We start from the raw sequence: 16,235 nt of genomic DNA, 5'->3' as shown, positions 1-16,235 counted from the left end.
TCGAAGGGGCATCGGCCATGACCGGTTTTCTCGGCGGCGCCTATCTTTGGGTGCAGGCGATCCATGTGATTTTCGTGATCTACTGGATGGCGGGGCTTTTGATGATGCCGCGCTTTTTCGCCTATCATGTGGAAGACCCGGTGGGCAGCCCGGAAGACGCGCGCTGGCAATCGCGTGAGCTGCGCCTTTTACGCATTATCATGAATCCGGCCATGATCATCGCCTGGATACTGGGGCTGGCCCTGGCGGTACATATCGGCCTGGCGGAGAATGGCTGGCTGCATCTCAAGCTGCTGCTGGTGCTGGGGCTTACCGGTTTTCATATGGTTCTGGCGCGCTGGCGGCGGCGGCTGGCCGGGGGGGAGCGGCCCCATGCAGCCCGGCTTTATCGCATGGTGAATGAAGTTCCGTCCCTGATCATTATTGCCGTGGTGATGCTGGCGATCCTCAAACCGTTTTAGGAATTCGCGTTATCGGTTCAGCTAATTCTTGACAGCGCGCCCGTTCTTGCTAGCGTACGGCCAAGGATGACCGCGCGCTTGGCCTTTCAGGGCGGTCACCACCATCATTCAATTGAATTCACGCCCTTATTCGGCGCGTTTTGCCAATCCCGAAGAATCGCGCCGCAAGAAAAGCAATCGAACCGGGCCAGACTCCTTCGGGGGTACCGGTCAAACGGGGCCAACCGTCGATTGCCTTCGTGTTTATCAAGCCCTAACAGCCCCTTTTCTGGACTCATCATGAATCTTACCGAACTAAAGCAGAAATCCCCGGCCGACCTGTTGAAGCTGGCTGAAGAAGTCGGCGTGGAAAATGCCAGCAGTATGCGCAAGCAGGACATGATGTTCGCCATTCTCAAACAGATGGCGGACGACGACAAGGAGATCACCGGCGCCGGCGTGATCGAAATCCTGTCGGACGGGTTCGGTTTTCTGCGAAGCCCGGAAGCCAATTATCTACCCGGCCCGGATGACATCTATGTAAGCCCGAGCCAGATACGGCGCTTTGCCCTGCGCACCGGGGATACCGTGGAAGGCCAGATCCGCGCACCCAAGGACGGGGAACGGTATTTCGCGCTTCTCAAGGTATCGAGCATCAATTTCGACAAGCCGGAAGCCACCCGCCACAAGGTGCATTTCGATAATCTGACGCCGCTCTATCCCGATGAAAAACTGGAACTGGACCCGGACGATCCCACGGTGAAGGACAAGAGCCCGCGGGTGATCGATCTGGTATCGCCGATCGGCAAGGGGCAGCGGGCGCTGATCGTGGCCCCGCCGCGCACGGGTAAAACCGTTCTGTTGCAGAACATCGCCCAGAGCATCACCCGCAAGCATCCCGAATGTTATGTGATCGTGCTGTTGATCGATGAACGGCCCGAGGAAGTGACCGACATGCAGCGCAGCGTCAACGGGGAGGTGATCTCCTCCACCTTTGACGAGCCCGCACAACGCCATGTGCAGGTGGCGGAAATGGTCATCGAGAAAGCCAAGCGGCTGGTGGAGCACGGCAAGGATGTGGTGATCCTGCTGGACAGCATCACCCGCCTGGCGCGGGCCTATAACACCGTTGTGCCATCCAGCGGCAAGGTGCTGACGGGCGGTGTGGATGCCAATGCCCTGCAACGGCCCAAGCGCTTCTTCGGCGCCGCCCGGAACATCGAGGAAGGGGGCTCCCTTTCCATCATCGCCACCGCCCTGATCGACACCGGCAGCCGTATGGACGAGGTGATCTTCGAGGAGTTCAAGGGCACCGGCAACAGCGAGATCGTGCTGGATCGCAAGGTGGCCGACAAGCGCGTGTTCCCGGCCATCGACATTCTCAAATCCGGCACCCGCAAGGAAGAACTGCTGGTGGACCAGGCCACGCTTTCCAAAATGTGGGTTCTGCGCCGCATCCTGACGCCCATGGGCACCGTGGATGCCATGGAATTTCTGCTGTCCAAGCTGAAGGATTCCCAGAACAATGAAGAGTTTTTCGCCAATATGAACAACTGAGGTGGGGCGCCGGGCGCGCCTGTCTCTCACACGAAAACGCCGGCGGGGTGATCCCACCGGCGTTTTTCATGTTTGATGGATCGGGCTGAAAGCCATTACATCGTTCCGATACCGAAACGAATAGGGGCGGTGTTTCAGGCTTTATCTTTCAGATGATGCTGGAAGAATTCGCGGGTGCGGTCATTTGCCCTGGCCGCCGCGTCCGCGTCATGATGCACCCCGTTCGGGCGGGCAAAGGCGTGGCTGACCCCGGCATAATCGTGCAATGTGACCAGCGGGTGATCGTCCAGAAGGTCGTGCATGGCCTTCTGGCTTTCCTTGTCCACGAATTCGTCTTCCTCGGCGATATGGAGCATGAGCGGACGCTGGATAGTCTGCGCCTCGTCGGCGAATTTGGGAATATTGACGCCGTAGAAACCCACCGTGGCATCCACTTTGGTCCGGCAGGCGGTCAGATAGGCCAGAAGCCCGCCCAGGCAGTAGCCCACAGCCCCCACCTTGCCGAAGCAGGGCTCGGTATCCCGCAGATGTTCAATGGTGGCGTCGATGTCCTCAATGCCTTTGTCTATGTCGAACCGGTTCATCAGATCAAAGGCCTTGTCCCATTCGGCCTGGGTCTTGTCGGTCAGGGATATGTTGGGCTCAAGCCGCCAGAACAGGTCCGGCGATATGGCGATATAGCCTTGGGCCGCCAGATCGTCGCAGATCTCTTTCATGCCGTCATTGACGCCGAAAATCTCCTGAATGGCGACAATACCCGGCCCGTTGCCGGTTTCAGGTCGGGCAATATAGGCATCGAAGCTGCCGCTGCCGTCCTTTGCCTGAATACGAACCGTTTCTCCCATGGATGATCTCCCATCGTGGTGGTTGCATGAAATGGCTCTGGCATCGCCGATCCGGCGATGGCACCCCTAGTCAGGTGGGAACCGGCAGGGCACCTTCAAGGATCAGCAGGGCTTTTTTGGTATCCACACCGCCTTCGCCGCTATAGCCGCCAAGCCCTCCGTCCGCCGCGAGCACCCGGTGACAGGGCAGCAGGATGGGTAACGGGTTTCGCCCACAAGCGCCGCCAATGGCGCGGGGGGCCGAGCCAAGCTCAGCGGCGAGTTCTCCATATTGGCGGGTTTCGCCATAGGGAATCCGGGCAAGCGCGCGCCAGACCCGCTTTTGATAGTCGGTGCCAAATGGCGCGAGCGGCAGGTTGAAACCTGTGCGATGGCCGTCAAAATAGGCGTCGATCTGGTCCTTGGCCTGTTGCAGCACAAAGCTGGGTTCTTGCAGATCGCACCATCCGAAAGACAGGGCCGTAATGGCGCCCCGCTGATCGAACAGCGTCAGATCGCCGATGGGTGTATGCATGGACAGTTGCCCCACAGTCCGCCTCCCTTTATCAATTGGGCAGGAGTTTACGCCCTGTCACCGGGCCGCGCAAGCAACCGCCCATGCACTGAAACCCTGGATTACGGAGCCGGGAACCATGAAAGTATCCATCGACATCGACTGTACACCGGAGGAGGCCCGCACCTTTTTCGGCCTGCCGGACCTGACACCGGTGCATGACACCCTGGTGCGGGAAATGCAGCGCCGGATGGAGGAAGGCATCTCGCCGGAGGAAATCGACCGCATGATGGCCGGTTGGATGGGAGGCGCCACCAGCGGGTTCGGTGAAATGCAAAAGGCATTCTGGTCCATGATGGAAAAGGCCGGCCAATCCGGCAAAAAAGGGTCATAAGGCCCCGTGATGGATGACACGATTTTTGCGCTCAGCAGCGGGCCGGGTATCGGTGGTGTGGCGGTTCTGCGCCTGAGTGGCCCACGGGCGCTTTCCACATTGGATGGGCTGTGCCCCGGCAAGCCAAGGCCCGATCCGCGCCGGGCGACCCTGCGGCGACTGATTGATCCGGATACGGGGACGCGGCTGGACGAAGCCCTGGTGCTGACCTTTCCGGGGCCGCACAGCTTCACCGGAGAGGATGTGGTGGAGCTTCATGTGCATGGGGGCCGCGCGGTGGTGGAGGGCGTTCTGGCGACGCTCTCACGGCAATCGGGCTGCCGGATGGCGGAACCGGGGGAATTTTCCCGTCGGGCTTTTGATAACGGACGGCTCGATCTGACCGAAGTGGAAGGGTTGGGTGATCTGATACAGGCCCAGACGGCGGCGCAGAAGGAACAGGCGCTTCGCCAGATGGATGGCGTGCTGCGGCGCTTGTATGAGGGCTGGCGGGAGCGGCTGATGCAGGCACTGGCCCGGCTGGAAGCGGATATTGATTTCCCGGATGAGGATTTGCCCGAAGGCATCGGTGCGGCGGTACGGCCCGAACTCGGAGTTCTCAGGAACGAAATGGCCCGGCATCTGGCGGATGGTGCGCGCGGTCGGACGCTCAGGGATGGCTTTCGTATCGTTCTTCTGGGGGCGCCCAATGCCGGAAAGTCCACCCTGATGAACCGATTGGCCCAAAGCGATGTGGCCATCGTTACCACCGAGGCCGGTACCACCCGCGACGTTCTGGATGTGCAGATGGACCTTGGCGGTTATCCGGTGCGGCTGGTGGATACGGCAGGGCTTCGCGAAGGCGGCGGAGCGGTGGAGCGGGAGGGTATACGCCGGGCCCGCGAACGGGCGGAGCAAGCGGACCTGAAGTTGATACTGGTGCGCGCGGATTGCTGGGATGCCTTTTGTGCCGGGGAGGATAGCGAGACTGCGGCCTTCATCGATGACCGCTCCCTGTTGGTGGTGACGCAAAAAGATCGCGTTGATGTGTTTCACGTGGAACATGACAGCCCCTGGACCCCTTCCGTGGCGCTGTCCGCCGAGACGGGGGAGGGCATGGAAACATTGCAGGCGCTTTTGGAAGCGCGGGTGTCCATGATGCTTGGCGGCGCGGAAGCGGTTCCTCTCACAAGGCAGCGACATGCGCAGGCGGTTACGGATGCCATTGAACATCTCACCCGTTTCGATGCCATGGCGGATCAGGACCCGGTCTTGGCGGCGGAAGATGTGCGGTTGGCGTCTCGGGCATTGGGCCGGATCACCGGGCGGGTCGGTGTGGAAGATATGCTGGACAAGGTATTCAGCGAATTCTGCATTGGTAAGTAAGGCGTGTTCCCCGCGCCGCATGTTTCACGTGAAACATGCCCACTTTCACCGTGGTTCTTTGACTTATGGCCCCAATGGCCCTATAGACCCCATCCAGAAACACTGGGCCGGATTTCATTGCTCAAGGGTGCGTCATGACGGATTATCAGGTCATCATTATTGGTGGGGGCCATGCCGGTGCGGAAGCCGCCGCTGCCGCCGCGCGCGTCGGTGTCCGCACGTGCCTTGTTACGCACAAGCTGGATACCATCGGCGCCATGTCCTGCAATCCGGCGATAGGCGGCCTGGGCAAGGGGCACCTGGTTCGGGAAATTGATGCGCTGGATGGCCTGATGGGGCGGGTGGCCGACGAGTCAGGCATTCAGTTCCGGTTGCTCAATCGGCGCAAGGGCCCTGCGGTGCAAGGGCCGCGCACCCAATCCGACCGGAAATTGTATCGTCAGGCCATGCAGAACCATCTTGCCGGATGTGACCATCTGACCCTGAAAGAAGGCGCGGTGAATGATCTGATCATGGACGGTGGTGATCGGTTGGCCGGGGTTTGTCTTGAAAGCGGGGAACAGCTATGGGCGGGCCGTGTGGTTCTGACCACCGGCACATTTTTGCGTGGCCTGATCCATATGGGGGAGCGGCAGATACCGGCGGGCCGTGTGGGCGATGCGCCCGCCTATGGCTTGTCCGAGCGGTTGGAAACCGGCGGCCTTCGCCTGGGGCGGCTGAAAACCGGCACCCCCGCTCGCCTGGATGGCCGCAGTATTGACTGGTCCCGCTGCACGCCGCAGGAAGCCGATGCGGAACCGGTGCCGTTTTCCTTTCTGACCCACAGGATCACCGTGCCGCAGGTGGCGTGCCATATCACCCGCACCACGCCGGAAACCCATGCCATCATCCGGGATAACCTGCACCGCGCGCCGATGTATAGCGGACAGATCGACAGCAGCGGGCCGCGCTATTGCCCAAGCATCGAGGACAAGGTGGTTCGTTTCGCGGACAAGGACAGCCATCAGATCTTTCTGGAGCCGGAAGGGCTGGACGACCACACGGTGTATCCCAATGGCATTTCCACCAGCCTGCCGGAAGACGTGCAGGAAGCGTTCATCCGCACCATTCCGGGTCTGGAACAGGTGCGTCTCCTGCAACCGGGCTATGCCATCGAATATGATTATGTGGACCCGCGAGAGTTGGACCGCGCCCTGCAAGTGCGCGCCATGCCCGGCCTGTATCTGGCGGGGCAGATCAACGGCACCACGGGATATGAAGAAGCCGCGGCACAGGGCCTGATCGCGGGCGCCAATGCGGCGTTGGCGGCAAGGGGCGCGGCCCCTTTTTATGTGGACCGGGCCGATGGCTATATGGGCGTGATGATTGACGACCTGATCACACAGGGCGCGCGGGAGCCTTATCGCATGTTCACCAGCCGGGCGGAATATCGCCTGTTGCTGCGGGCGGATAATGCGGATCAGCGCTTGACGCCCCTCGGCCACGGGGTCGGGCTGGTCGGTGAAGATCGCTGGGCGCATTTTTCCGCGAAACACGTGGCATTGGAAGATGCGCGGGCCAGGCTGTGTGCCCTCAGCCTGACGCCAACGGAGGCAACACGCCACGGCCTGAATCTGAATCAGGATGGCGTGCGGCGAAACGGGGAAACCCTGCTGGCTTTCCCGGATATCGATTTCGCCACATTGGCTGGCATATGGCCCGGAGAGCTTGGCGAGGTGGCGGAGCCCATCGCCCGGCAATTGGAAATCGATGCCATGTACAAAACCTATCTTGACCGGCAACGCCGGGATATTGAGGCGTTCCGCAAGGATGAAAATCTGGTGATTCCGGCCAATCTGGATTTTGACGCGGTGAGCGGCCTTTCCAACGAATTGAAGGAAAAATTCCGCGAGGCGAGGCCGGAGACGCTCGGCGCCGCATCCCGCATTGCCGGGGTGACCCCCGCGGCCCTGAGCGTGCTGCTCAGTCATATCAGGAAACGGACGGCTGCATGAGCACCGCCGGAGACCCGGTCGCCGCCATTCCTGACATGGTGCGCCGCGCCTGTCCTGTGACCGCGGCGCAGGCTGAGACCCTGATGCGCTATGGCAGTCTTTTGCAAAAATGGCAAAAGGCGAAAAATCTCGTGGCGAACGGATCACTGGATAACATGGCGGAGCGGCACTTTCTCGATTCCGCGCAACTGGTTCCTTTGTTGCCGGCGGATAGGGGGGCGCCCTTGCGTGTGTTGGATATCGGTAGCGGCGCCGGATTTCCGGGACTGGTCATGGCTATGCTGGCGCCGATCCAACTGCATAGTGTTGAGGCCAATGCCAAAAAAGGCGCCTTTATGCGTCAGGTTTGCCGGGAAACCGGGGTGGATGCCCGGATTCATATGGCGCGATTCGAAGAATTAACGCCGTTTCCGGTGGATGTGGTGATCAGCAGGGCCTGTTCTGATCTGGCCCAACTTCTGGAATGGGCAGAACCTTTCTGCGATGAAGGGACCAGATGCCTGTTTTTGAAAGGGGCCAGGGCAGAAGAGGAATTGACCCATGCGCGCCGCTATTGGAAAGTATCAGTGCAGCGACATGCCAGCCTGAGTGATCCATCGGGCGTAATACTGGACCTGACGGGGGTTGCCGCCCACTCATAGGCCCGTGTTTCATGTTCCACGTGAAACATTGATCCGTCTGAAACGCTTTTCGGGGCGCATGAAGCCCACTTCCGTGGGCGCACAAAATGGGGGGATATTCTATGCCTGACAGGGCAAAGGCCCGCATCATCGCGGTGGTCAACCAGAAGGGTGGCGTGGGTAAGACCACCACGGCCATCAATCTTGCCACCGCCTTGTGCGCCGCCAAGAAGCGGGTTCTCATCATCGATCTGGACCCGCAGGGCAACGCCAGCACCGGCTTCGGGATTGATCGCACGGCGCGGGAAATCACCAGTTATGACGTGGTTCTTGGGGCCGCGCCCCTGCAACAGGCGCTGGCGGACAGTGGCGTACCCGGACTGGATGTGGTGCCCAGCACGGTGGATCTTTCCGGCGCGGATCTGGAACTGGCCGAAATGCGCCATCGCAATTTCCGCCTGCAATATGCGCTGGAACAGGCAGGTGTGGCGGCGGATTATGATTTTATCCTGATCGATTGCCCGCCATCGCTGTCACTGTTGACGATCAACGCGCTGGTGGCCGCGAACAGTGTTCTCGTGCCCCTTCAATGTGAGTTCTATGCGCTGGAGGGGTTGAGTCTTCTGCTCCGCACGGTGGAGCAGGTACAGGCCGGGCTGAATCCGCAACTGGTCGTGGAGGGGGTGGTGCTGACCATGTATGATGGTCGGAACAATCTGTCCGTTCAGGTGGCGGAGGATGTGCGGGGTTTTCTGGGCGATCAGGTTTATGAAACGGTGATTCCGCGCAATGTGCGCATCTCCGAGGCTCCCAGCCATGGCAAACCGGCTCTGCTGTATGATTATCGCTGCCCCGGCAGTCAGGCCTATATTCGGCTGGCCCGCGAAATATTGGGTCGCCACCGGGAACAGGCTGCATAAACTATTGTAAATAAAGGTATATCTGACATGGCCACGAAGCGTAAAAAAGGTCTGGGGCGTGGTTTGTCCGCGCTGATGGTGGATGATCGTGAAACGGGGGATACCACCGCGCCCGATCAGGATGCTCTGGCGGCGGAGGGTCTGCATCCCCGGCAGCTTCCCATTGGCCTGTTGGAGCGCAACCCCCATCAGCCGCGCCAGTCCTTTGACGCGGAGGCCCTCGAAGACCTGGCGCGCTCGATCAAGGAAAAAGGGCTGCTGCAACCGGTTCTGGTGCGGCCATTGGATGGTGGACGCTACCAGATCGTCGCCGGGGAGCGTCGCTGGCGTGCGGCGCAAAAGGCGGCGGTACATGATGTGCCCGTGGTGGTGCAGGAGTTGGACGACGCCGATGTGTTGCAAATCGGCATTATCGAGAATATCCAGCGCCAGAACCTGACCCCCATGGAAGAAGCCAGCGCCTATCAGCGCCTGATTGATGATTTCGGCCATAATCAGGCGGACGTTGCGCAGGTGGTGGGGAAAAGCCGCAGTCATGTGGCCAATCTTCTGCGTCTGCTGGGGTTGCCCGAAAGTGTCCGCGCCCTGGTGGATCAGGGGGCCTTGAGCATGGGCCACGCGCGGGCGCTTATTGGTGCGACGGACCCGGATGCCTTGGCGAAAAAAGTGGTGGCGGACGGGCTGAGCGTGCGGCAGACCGAAAAGCTGGCGGGGGAGGCCAAGGGATCGCCCGTGCGCCGACGGGAGCCGCGCCCCGGCGGGCAGGCGGCCAAGGATGCGGATACCGTCGCACTGGAAAAAGACATCGCCGCGGCCACCGGCGTGCGCGTGAACATCCGGCACGGCGATGATGGTGGCACGCTCACCCTTGGCTATGACACGCTGGACCAGCTTGATGCGCTATGCGCCAAGCTGGGGGTCTGCGGGATATAGCCATTCACCGTATAAAGTCGTCTCAGCCGATATTACCCGGATAATATTCAGGTGCTTTCCAGCTTTCTCTCGATTGCTGTCCAGATATCGGCCTCCAGCCGCACGCCGTCAAAGCCATTGATGGATTGCAGGCCCGTGGGCGAGGTAACATTGATCTCGGTCAGCCAGCCGCCGATCACGTCAATGCCGACAAATATCAGGCCGCGTTTCTTCAGGTCGGGGCCGATGGTCCGGCAGATTTCCAGTTCCCGGTCGGTCAGGCTGGATTTCTCGGCACGGCCCCCCACCACCAGGTTTGAACGCACTTCGCCGTCCGCCGGAACACGGTTCACGGCCCCGGCGGGTTCGCCGTCCACCAATATGATGCGTTTGTCGCCCCCGCGCACTTCCTTCAAAAAGCGTTGAACCATAACGGGTTCCCGGCTGTGCAGGGTGAACATTTCCAACAGGCTGGCCAGATTGCTGTCGGTTTCATCCAGATGAAAGACGCCTTCGCCGCCCTTGCCAAACAGGGGTTTCAGAATGATTTCCCCGTGCCGGGCACGAAATTCCCGGATTTCATCCAGGCTACGGGTGATCAGCGTTTCCGGCATCAGGTCCCGGAACATCAGCGTGAACAGCTTTTCGGGTGCATTGCGCACATGGGTGGGGTCATTCACCACCAGCGTTTTCGGATGCACCATATCCAGCAAATGGGTTGCGGCGATATAGCTCATATCGAAGGGGGGGTCCTGCCGCATCAGGATCACATCCAGATCGGTTTCCAGGTCCAGTGTCTGAACCGGGCCATAAGTGAAATGGCTGCCTTTTTCCCGCTGTACGGTGAGTGGCCGGGCGCGGGCCACCACGCGACCCTCCCGGTAGCTCAGGTCACCGGGTAGATAATGCCACAGGGCATGGCCGCGTGCCTGTGCTTCCAGCGCCAGGACAAAGGTGCTGTCCCCATCGATGTTGATGTTTTCCATGGGGTCCATCTGAATGGCGACGCGGCGGTTTGTGGCAGTCATGACAGTCCTTTCCGTTATCGGCTCATGGCGGCGGCATCAGGTCCGCATCCGCCAAGCGTCCCTGATATGCCGTGGCAGACGGCCCGGCACAAGGGCCATCAGGTCGAAACGCACCGGCAGGCCCCGCAAAGTGGCGGGTGCCGTGCTCTGCCAGTGTTGCAGGGCGCGGGCGATCCGCTGGCATTGCCGGTGGCTGACGGCCTCTCTGGCGGCGCTTTCCGTGGCGCGCGCCTTCACCTCGATCGCCAGCAGCGGAGCGCCGGGGCGCAAGGGGCGGGCGATGATGTCCACCTCCCCCACCTTGCAGCGATAATTGCGCGCCAGAATCCGGTGACCGGTCAGGCGGAGCCACCAGCGGGCCTGGCGTTCCGCCCTTTGGCCCTTTTGGGCGCGGGCCTGGCGGTCTGCGGTGCTCATGCATCCGTATCCGGGTCATCGGCGATTTCCAGCGCCCTTTGATACAGCGCCTTGCGGGGCCGACCGGTCAGCTCCGCCGTGAATCGTGCCGCGGCACTGACCGTCATGGTTTCCAGTGCCTTTTCCAGAATACCTTCCGGGGTCAGCCTGATTTCTGTTGGCTTTTCGGGGGCAGGGGCGATCACCAGCACGATTTCCCCCTTGACCGGGCTTGCCTCAAGCCGTTCGGTCAGATCATCCAGCCGACCCTCCAGCACGGTTTCAAACCGCTTGGTGATTTCCCGACACAGCGCCACGGGCCGGTTTCCCAGTGCCCCGGCAGCGTCTTGCAGGCTGGCGGCGACGCGCTTGGCGCTTTCAAACACCACAAGGGTGGCATTGGCCCGGTCCTGCTCGGCGTACCAGCGCCGCCGGGCGGCGGTCTTTGGTGGCGGAAACCCGGCGAAGAGGAACCGATTCGTGGGCAACCCGGCCAGCGCCAGGGCGCTGCTTACCGCGCTCGGCCCCGGCACAACGCGCACCGGATGACCCGCCGCGCGGGCCTCGGCCACCAGTTTGTAACCGGGGTCGGAGATCAGCGGCATACCCGCATCGCTCACCAGCGCCACCCGTTCTTCCCGTGCCAGTGCCGCCAGAAGGCCCGGCCGCACGCGGGCGGCATTGTGGTCGTGATAGGCCGTGAGGCTGGCCTTGCTGCCGATCCATCCTGTCAGCCTGCCGGTGACGCGGGTATCCTCGCAGGCGATGCGATCCACGCGGGCCAGGGTGTCCCGCCCGCGCGGGCTCAGATCGCCCAGATTGCCGATCGGCGTGCCCACGATATACAAACCGGGCGCGAGGAGCCCGTGTTCCAGGGGGTCATTTTCCGGGGGCGTGTCCTGCGGCTTGGTCATGGGCGAAAATCCGTTGCGGGATGTGGCCTGATGGCGCGGCTTGCGCCTTGCACCGGGGCCGCTCTCTCTCTAGGTTGATGGGGCTTTTCGGGTCATGGGCGCCGGGCCGCGTGTTGCGGTCGGCGTGGATACCGTTTGATGCAGGGTGCAGGTTTTTGAGGCACGCGTCCATACATCCCGCGAGAAACCGCTTTCCGCTCCGGCTTAGGGCTGTGGGGCTGACCATGCTGGTCGGCCTGATGCTGGCGGGCTGTGGTGGCCAGACCACGCGCCAGCCCGCGCCGGAAACACGGGTGCAGCAACCCCGGCAGGAGGCACCCGCCCCGGTGGAGGACAGCCGCCCCGTTCTGTCGCCCTTGCCGGATCGGGCGCCGGAAGACGAAAAGGTGCGCATTGCCCTTTTGCTGCCGCTCAGCGGCGATCAGGCATCCACCGGGCAGGCCCTGCTCAATGCGGCCAGCATGGCCCTGTTCGAAGCCTATGATCCCCGGCTTGTGTTGCTGCCTTTCGATACGGCGGGAGAGCGGGATCGTACGCGGGAACAGGCGCTTAATGCCCTTAATGCCGGGGCGGATCTGATTATCGGACCATTGTTCGCCAATAATGTGGTGGCGGCGGATGAAATGGTGGCGGCGCGCGGCATTCCGGTGATCGGCCTGTCTAATGACCGTTCCATCGCCGCGCCGGGCCGCTATGTGTTCGGATTTGCGCCGGAACAGGAAGTGGCGCGGGTGGTGCGCTATGCGGTGGAACGCGGCCATGAACGGTTCGCCGCCCTTATTCCGGCGGGGCGATATGGCGACCAGGTGGAGCGGGCCTTCACCATGGCGGTGAATCGCGCCGGGGCGGAGGTGGCGCGCCTTCAGGATTATCCCCCGATGGCCGAAGCGGTCAGCGACCCGATCCGCAGATTGACCGCCTATGACAGCCGACAGGCGGAATTGCGTGCGGAACGACAAGCGCTGGAAGCGCTGAACAGCGGCCTTGTTGACCCTATTCTTGAAGACCTGGCTGATCGGGAAGTGCTGGGCCCGCCACCGTTTGATGCGGTGCTGATCCCTGAAGGGGGCGCCCTGCTCAGAACCATGGCCGCGCTGTTGCCTTATTTCGAGGTGGACCCGGAACAGGTGCGCTTTCTGGGAACCGGGCTGTGGCAGGACGATGTGGTGCTGGGGGAAACCACCCTTCAGGGGGGGCTGTTCGCCGCGCCCGACCCCGGCCCCGGCAATCGCTTGTTGGCACGATATAAAGAGCTTTTTTCAGGGTCGCCGCCGCGCATTGCCTCGCTGGCCTATGATGCCGTCGCGCTGGCCGCTCATCTGGTGCGCACCCATGGGCCGGAAGACCCCTTCAGTGAAGAGCGATTGACCGTTCCGGGTGGCTTTGCCGGGGTGGATGGGCCGTTCCGGTTTCTGGAAACCGGCGTGGTGGATCGCAATCTGGCCGTGATCGCCATTGAAGACGGCGCCTTTACCGTGGCGGCGCCGGCCCCCGGCGTGTTTCGTGCGCCGCTGGTGGCGCCCGGCGATCCCATTCCCGACGGCGAGGATGCGGCCCGATAAGGGGTCACGGCGCCCCGACAGGGCAGGAATCCGACAGGGTTGGAAACAAACGGGCAGGGCTCAGGCAAGGATGGCCGCTATCACCCCGTTCAGAACCAGGAAGCCTTTTTCCGTGGCCACAAGCCTGTCCGGGACTGCTTGAAGAAAACCCTGATCCCGCAACAGGGCCAGGCCGTCACTGTCCAGCGCGGTGGCCACCGCCTTGTCGCCGAAGCGGGCTTTCAGATCGTCGAGCGACAGGCCCTCCGTCAGGCGCAGGCCGGTCATGATGGTTTCGCGCAAGCGCTCTTGCGCTGGAACGGGCGTGGTTTCGATCAGCCCCAGCCCGCTTTTCTCCACTTGTGAAAGCCAGCGTTCCGGTCGCTTGTGCGTGGCGGTGGCCAGGGCGCCGGGGCCGCTGTGGGCGGGCAGGCGGCCATGGGCGCCGGGGCCGATGCCCACATGGGCGCCGCCGGTCCAATAGATCAGATTGTGGCGGCTTTCCATGTCGGGCCGGGCATGGTTCGATACCTCATAGGCGGGCAGCCCGGCGGCGTGCAGCCGGTCCCGCGTGGCGCGGAACAGTGCCGCAGCATGGTCCTCGTCGGGCATTGTGAAGCGCCCGCGCGCATGTTGGGCGGCAAAGGCGGTGCCCGGCTCGATGGTCAGTTGATACAGCGAGATATGATCCGGCCCATAAGCCAGCGCTTCATCCAGCTCCGCCTGCCAGGCGGACAGGCTCTGGTCCGGTCGCCCGGTAATCAGATCGAAGCTGACCCGGCCCACGCTGTTGAACGCCACATCCAGCGCGCGGCGGGCGGCGGCGCTGTCGTGCAGGCGCCCCAGAAAACGAAGCGCGTCATCGTCAAAGCTCTGCACACCCACGCTCAGCCGGTTCACGCCCGCATCCGCAAAGGCCCGGAAGCGGCCCGCCTCCACGCTGGAAGGGTTGGCCTCCAGCGTGATTTCCGCATTCTGCTCCATGGGCCAGGCGCGGTTGATCTCCGTCAGCACGGCGGCGGTGGTGTGCGGGTCCATCAGGCTGGGGGTGCCGCCACCGAAAAACACGCTGCGGGTGGTGAGGCGGGGATAAAGCGCGGCGGTTTCCCGGATTTCCCGCACCAGCGCCCGGCGCCAGCGATCATGGTCCACCTCCGGGCGCACATGGCTGTTGAAGTCGCAATAAGGGCATTTTTTCTCGCAGAACGGCCAATGCACATAAACCCCCACCGGCATGGCCCGGTCGGAACCGGGCAGGGCGACGGCATGGGCAGCCGTGTCGCTTGCCGGGGCGGGGGCGCTCATCGCGGCAGGCAGGCCGCCATCAACTGGCGGAACGCGTCGGCCCGATGGCTGATGCGGTGCTTGGCATCCGGGTCCATCTCGCCAAAGGTGATGGAATGACTTTCCGGCACAAAGATCGGATCATAGCCGAAGCCCTGCTCCCCGCGGGGCGGAAAGACCAGGGTTCCGAACACGCGCCCCAGAAATGTGTCGCTGTGGCCGTCCGGCCAGGCGAGGGTGAGCGCGCAGGTGAAATTGGCGCCGTGATTGTCATGGCCGCCGTTTTCCAGCGCCCGGCGCACCTTGTCCATGGCCAGGGTGAAATCCTTGTCCGGGCCGCCCCAGCGGGCGCTGTAAATGCCGGGATCGCCGCCCAGCGCATGAACTTCCAGCCCGCTGTCATCCGCCAGCGCGGGCAGACCCGCCGCTTTTGCCGCCGCCAGTGCCTTCAGCTCCGCATTGGCCTGAAAGCTGGTGCCGGTCTCGTCCGGTTCGGGCAGGTTCAGGTCCGCGGCAGACAGGGTTTCGATCCCGTGGGGGGCCATCAGGGCGCCGATTTCGCGCACTTTGCCCTGATTGTGGCTGGCGATCACCAGCCGCCCCTGCCCGGTGAGCGCGCGGGCCATCAGCCCTGCCCCAGCGCACTTTCCTGAGTGCGCTTGATGCCGTCGCAGCCGATCCGGGCCAGCCGCAGCAGGCGCAGGAAGTCTTCTTCGGAAAAGGGCTCTTCCTCGGCGGTGGACTGGATTTCCACGATCCCGCCGGACCCGGTAAGGACGAAATTGGCATCCGTGGCGGCGGCGCTGTCTTCGGGATAATCCAGATCCAGCACCGGCTGGCCCTTATACAGCCCGCACGAGACCGCCTGAACGCTGTCGATCAGGGGGAAATGCTCCATCTTGCCTTCCTGATACAGGTGGCTGAAGCACTGGTGCAGAGCCACATAGGCGCCGGAAATGGCCGCCGTGCGGGTGCCGCCATCGGCTTGCAGCACGTCGCAGTCCACCCGCACCTGTTTTTCGCCCATTTTTTCCAGATCCACCACGGCGCGGAGCGCCCGGCCGATCAGGCGCTGGATTTCCAGCGTGCGACCGCCCTGCTTGCCGCGGCTGGCTTCGCGCGGCATCCGTTCATGGGTGGAGCGGGGCAGCATACCATATTCCGCCGTGACCCAGCCCCTGCCGGTATCCCTGAGCCAGGGCGGCGGGCGGTGTTCGAAGCTGGCGGTGACCAGCACATGGGTATCGCCGAATTTGGCAAGGCAACTGCCTTCGGCGTGCTTGGAAAAGCCGGGCAGGAATTCCAGGGTTCGCATCTCGTCGGCGGCGCGTCCGCTCGGTCGCATGGGCTCGGTCCTTCTTGCAGAACGGTTTCAGCAGGCGCGCCCCGGCACATGGCTGCAAGGGCGCTGGTGTTTTGGAACTTACGGTCTCTACTAGCCCCTTGCCGCGCCGAGGTCAAAGAGCAAGCCGTCATGCGCAACGGGCGCCCCCCATGCGCAACGGGCGCCCCTGCGGGGAAAGCCCGCCCGG

The 16,235-nt window shown here is 62.6% G+C and carries 17 protein-coding genes; 9 read left to right on the top strand and 8 right to left on the bottom strand.

The window, feature by feature from the left end; all coding sequences use genetic code 11:
• Positions 1-17: 17 nt before the first annotated feature.
• Both WGH93_RS01800 and rho read left to right on the top strand, forming a co-directional pair.
• Complete coding sequence (locus WGH93_RS01800) at positions 18-461, top strand: CopD family protein (protein ID WP_374763129.1); 444 nt, start codon at positions 18-20, stop codon at positions 459-461.
• 279 nt (positions 462-740) lie between these two features.
• A complete protein-coding gene (gene rho, locus WGH93_RS01795) occupies positions 741-1,997 on the top strand; it encodes a transcription termination factor Rho (RefSeq protein WP_374763128.1) in 1,257 nt (418 codons plus the stop codon).
• Between the two features lie 134 nt (positions 1,998-2,131).
• On the opposite strand, the gene WGH93_RS01790 is transcribed toward rho, so the two are convergent.
• Both WGH93_RS01790 and WGH93_RS01785 read right to left on the bottom strand, forming a co-directional pair.
• Positions 2,132-2,842, bottom strand: coding sequence for a dienelactone hydrolase family protein (locus WGH93_RS01790; protein WP_374763127.1), 711 nt, complete (start codon positions 2,840-2,842; stop codon positions 2,132-2,134).
• A gap of 70 nt (positions 2,843-2,912) precedes the next feature.
• The gene (locus WGH93_RS01785; RefSeq protein WP_374763126.1) at positions 2,913-3,356 is read right to left on the bottom strand and encodes a methylated-DNA--[protein]-cysteine S-methyltransferase; all 444 of its coding nucleotides are present in this window, start codon (positions 3,354-3,356) and stop codon (positions 2,913-2,915) included.
• A 118-nt stretch (positions 3,357-3,474) separates the two neighbouring features.
• Between WGH93_RS01785 and WGH93_RS01780 the strand changes: the two genes are divergently transcribed.
• The 6 genes from WGH93_RS01780 to WGH93_RS01755 all read left to right on the top strand — a co-directional run bounded on the left by WGH93_RS01780 (position 3,475) and on the right by WGH93_RS01755 (position 9,561).
• A complete protein-coding gene (locus WGH93_RS01780) occupies positions 3,475-3,729 on the top strand; it encodes a DUF6489 family protein (protein ID WP_374763125.1) in 255 nt (84 codons plus the stop codon).
• A 9-nt stretch (positions 3,730-3,738) separates the two neighbouring features.
• Positions 3,739-5,094 (top strand): tRNA uridine-5-carboxymethylaminomethyl(34) synthesis GTPase MnmE, encoded by a 1,356-nt coding sequence (mnmE, locus tag WGH93_RS01775; RefSeq protein ID WP_374763124.1) that lies wholly within the window; start codon positions 3,739-3,741, stop codon positions 5,092-5,094.
• Between the two features lie 134 nt (positions 5,095-5,228).
• A complete protein-coding gene (gene mnmG / locus WGH93_RS01770) occupies positions 5,229-7,088 on the top strand; it encodes a tRNA uridine-5-carboxymethylaminomethyl(34) synthesis enzyme MnmG (protein WP_374763123.1) in 1,860 nt (619 codons plus the stop codon).
• The gene (rsmG, locus tag WGH93_RS01765; protein ID WP_374763122.1) at positions 7,085-7,729 is read left to right on the top strand and encodes a 16S rRNA (guanine(527)-N(7))-methyltransferase RsmG; all 645 of its coding nucleotides are present in this window, start codon (positions 7,085-7,087) and stop codon (positions 7,727-7,729) included. Before mnmG ends, rsmG begins: the two co-directional genes overlap by 4 nt.
• A 101-nt stretch (positions 7,730-7,830) precedes the next feature.
• Positions 7,831-8,628 (top strand): ParA family protein, encoded by a 798-nt coding sequence (locus WGH93_RS01760; protein ID WP_374763121.1) that lies wholly within the window; start codon positions 7,831-7,833, stop codon positions 8,626-8,628.
• 27 nt (positions 8,629-8,655) lie between these two features.
• Positions 8,656-9,561, top strand: a complete 906-nt coding sequence (locus WGH93_RS01755; RefSeq protein WP_374763120.1) for a ParB/RepB/Spo0J family partition protein — start codon at positions 8,656-8,658, stop codon at positions 9,559-9,561.
• A 47-nt stretch (positions 9,562-9,608) separates the two neighbouring features.
• Here WGH93_RS01755 and gshB read toward each other — a convergent pair whose 3' ends face one another.
• From gshB to rsmI, 3 genes are read right to left on the bottom strand one after another with little or no spacing between them, the layout of a single operon-like run.
• Positions 9,609-10,568, bottom strand: a complete 960-nt coding sequence (gene gshB / locus WGH93_RS01750) for a glutathione synthase (RefSeq protein ID WP_374763119.1) — start codon at positions 10,566-10,568, stop codon at positions 9,609-9,611.
• A gap of 36 nt (positions 10,569-10,604) precedes the next feature.
• Complete coding sequence (locus WGH93_RS01745; protein ID WP_374763118.1) at positions 10,605-10,985, bottom strand: YraN family protein; 381 nt, start codon at positions 10,983-10,985, stop codon at positions 10,605-10,607.
• Positions 10,982-11,878: a 16S rRNA (cytidine(1402)-2'-O)-methyltransferase gene (gene rsmI, locus WGH93_RS01740; protein ID WP_374763117.1), complete on the bottom strand. Its 897-nt coding sequence runs from the start codon at positions 11,876-11,878 to the stop codon at positions 10,982-10,984. Before rsmI ends, WGH93_RS01745 begins: the two co-directional genes overlap by 4 nt.
• Before the next feature lie 224 nt (positions 11,879-12,102).
• On the opposite strand from rsmI, the gene WGH93_RS01735 reads away from it, so the two are divergent.
• Positions 12,103-13,440, top strand: coding sequence for a penicillin-binding protein activator (locus tag WGH93_RS01735; protein ID WP_374763116.1), 1,338 nt, complete (start codon positions 12,103-12,105; stop codon positions 13,438-13,440).
• 60 nt (positions 13,441-13,500) lie between these two features.
• Here the strand turns inward: WGH93_RS01735 and hemW are convergent, their stop codons facing one another.
• From hemW to rph, 3 genes are read right to left on the bottom strand one after another with little or no spacing between them, the layout of a single operon-like run.
• Entirely contained in the window at positions 13,501-14,724 is a 1,224-nt protein-coding gene (hemW, locus tag WGH93_RS01730) for a radical SAM family heme chaperone HemW (protein WP_374763115.1), read from the bottom strand.
• Positions 14,721-15,329 (bottom strand): RdgB/HAM1 family non-canonical purine NTP pyrophosphatase, encoded by a 609-nt coding sequence (gene rdgB, locus WGH93_RS01725; RefSeq protein ID WP_374763114.1) that lies wholly within the window; start codon positions 15,327-15,329, stop codon positions 14,721-14,723. The genes hemW and rdgB overlap by 4 nt, the downstream gene beginning before the upstream one ends.
• Entirely contained in the window at positions 15,329-16,048 is a 720-nt protein-coding gene (rph, locus tag WGH93_RS01720; RefSeq protein ID WP_374763113.1) for a ribonuclease PH, read from the bottom strand. The genes rdgB and rph overlap by 1 nt, the downstream gene beginning before the upstream one ends.
• Positions 16,049-16,235 lie beyond the last annotated feature (187 nt).

This window comes from Yunchengibacter salinarum, assembly GCF_037658235.1.
In the GTDB taxonomy this organism is placed as follows: domain Bacteria; phylum Pseudomonadota; class Alphaproteobacteria; order Sphingomonadales; family Kordiimonadaceae; genus Yunchengibacter; species Yunchengibacter salinarum.
This window is presented reverse-complemented; position numbering and strand designations above follow the sequence as displayed.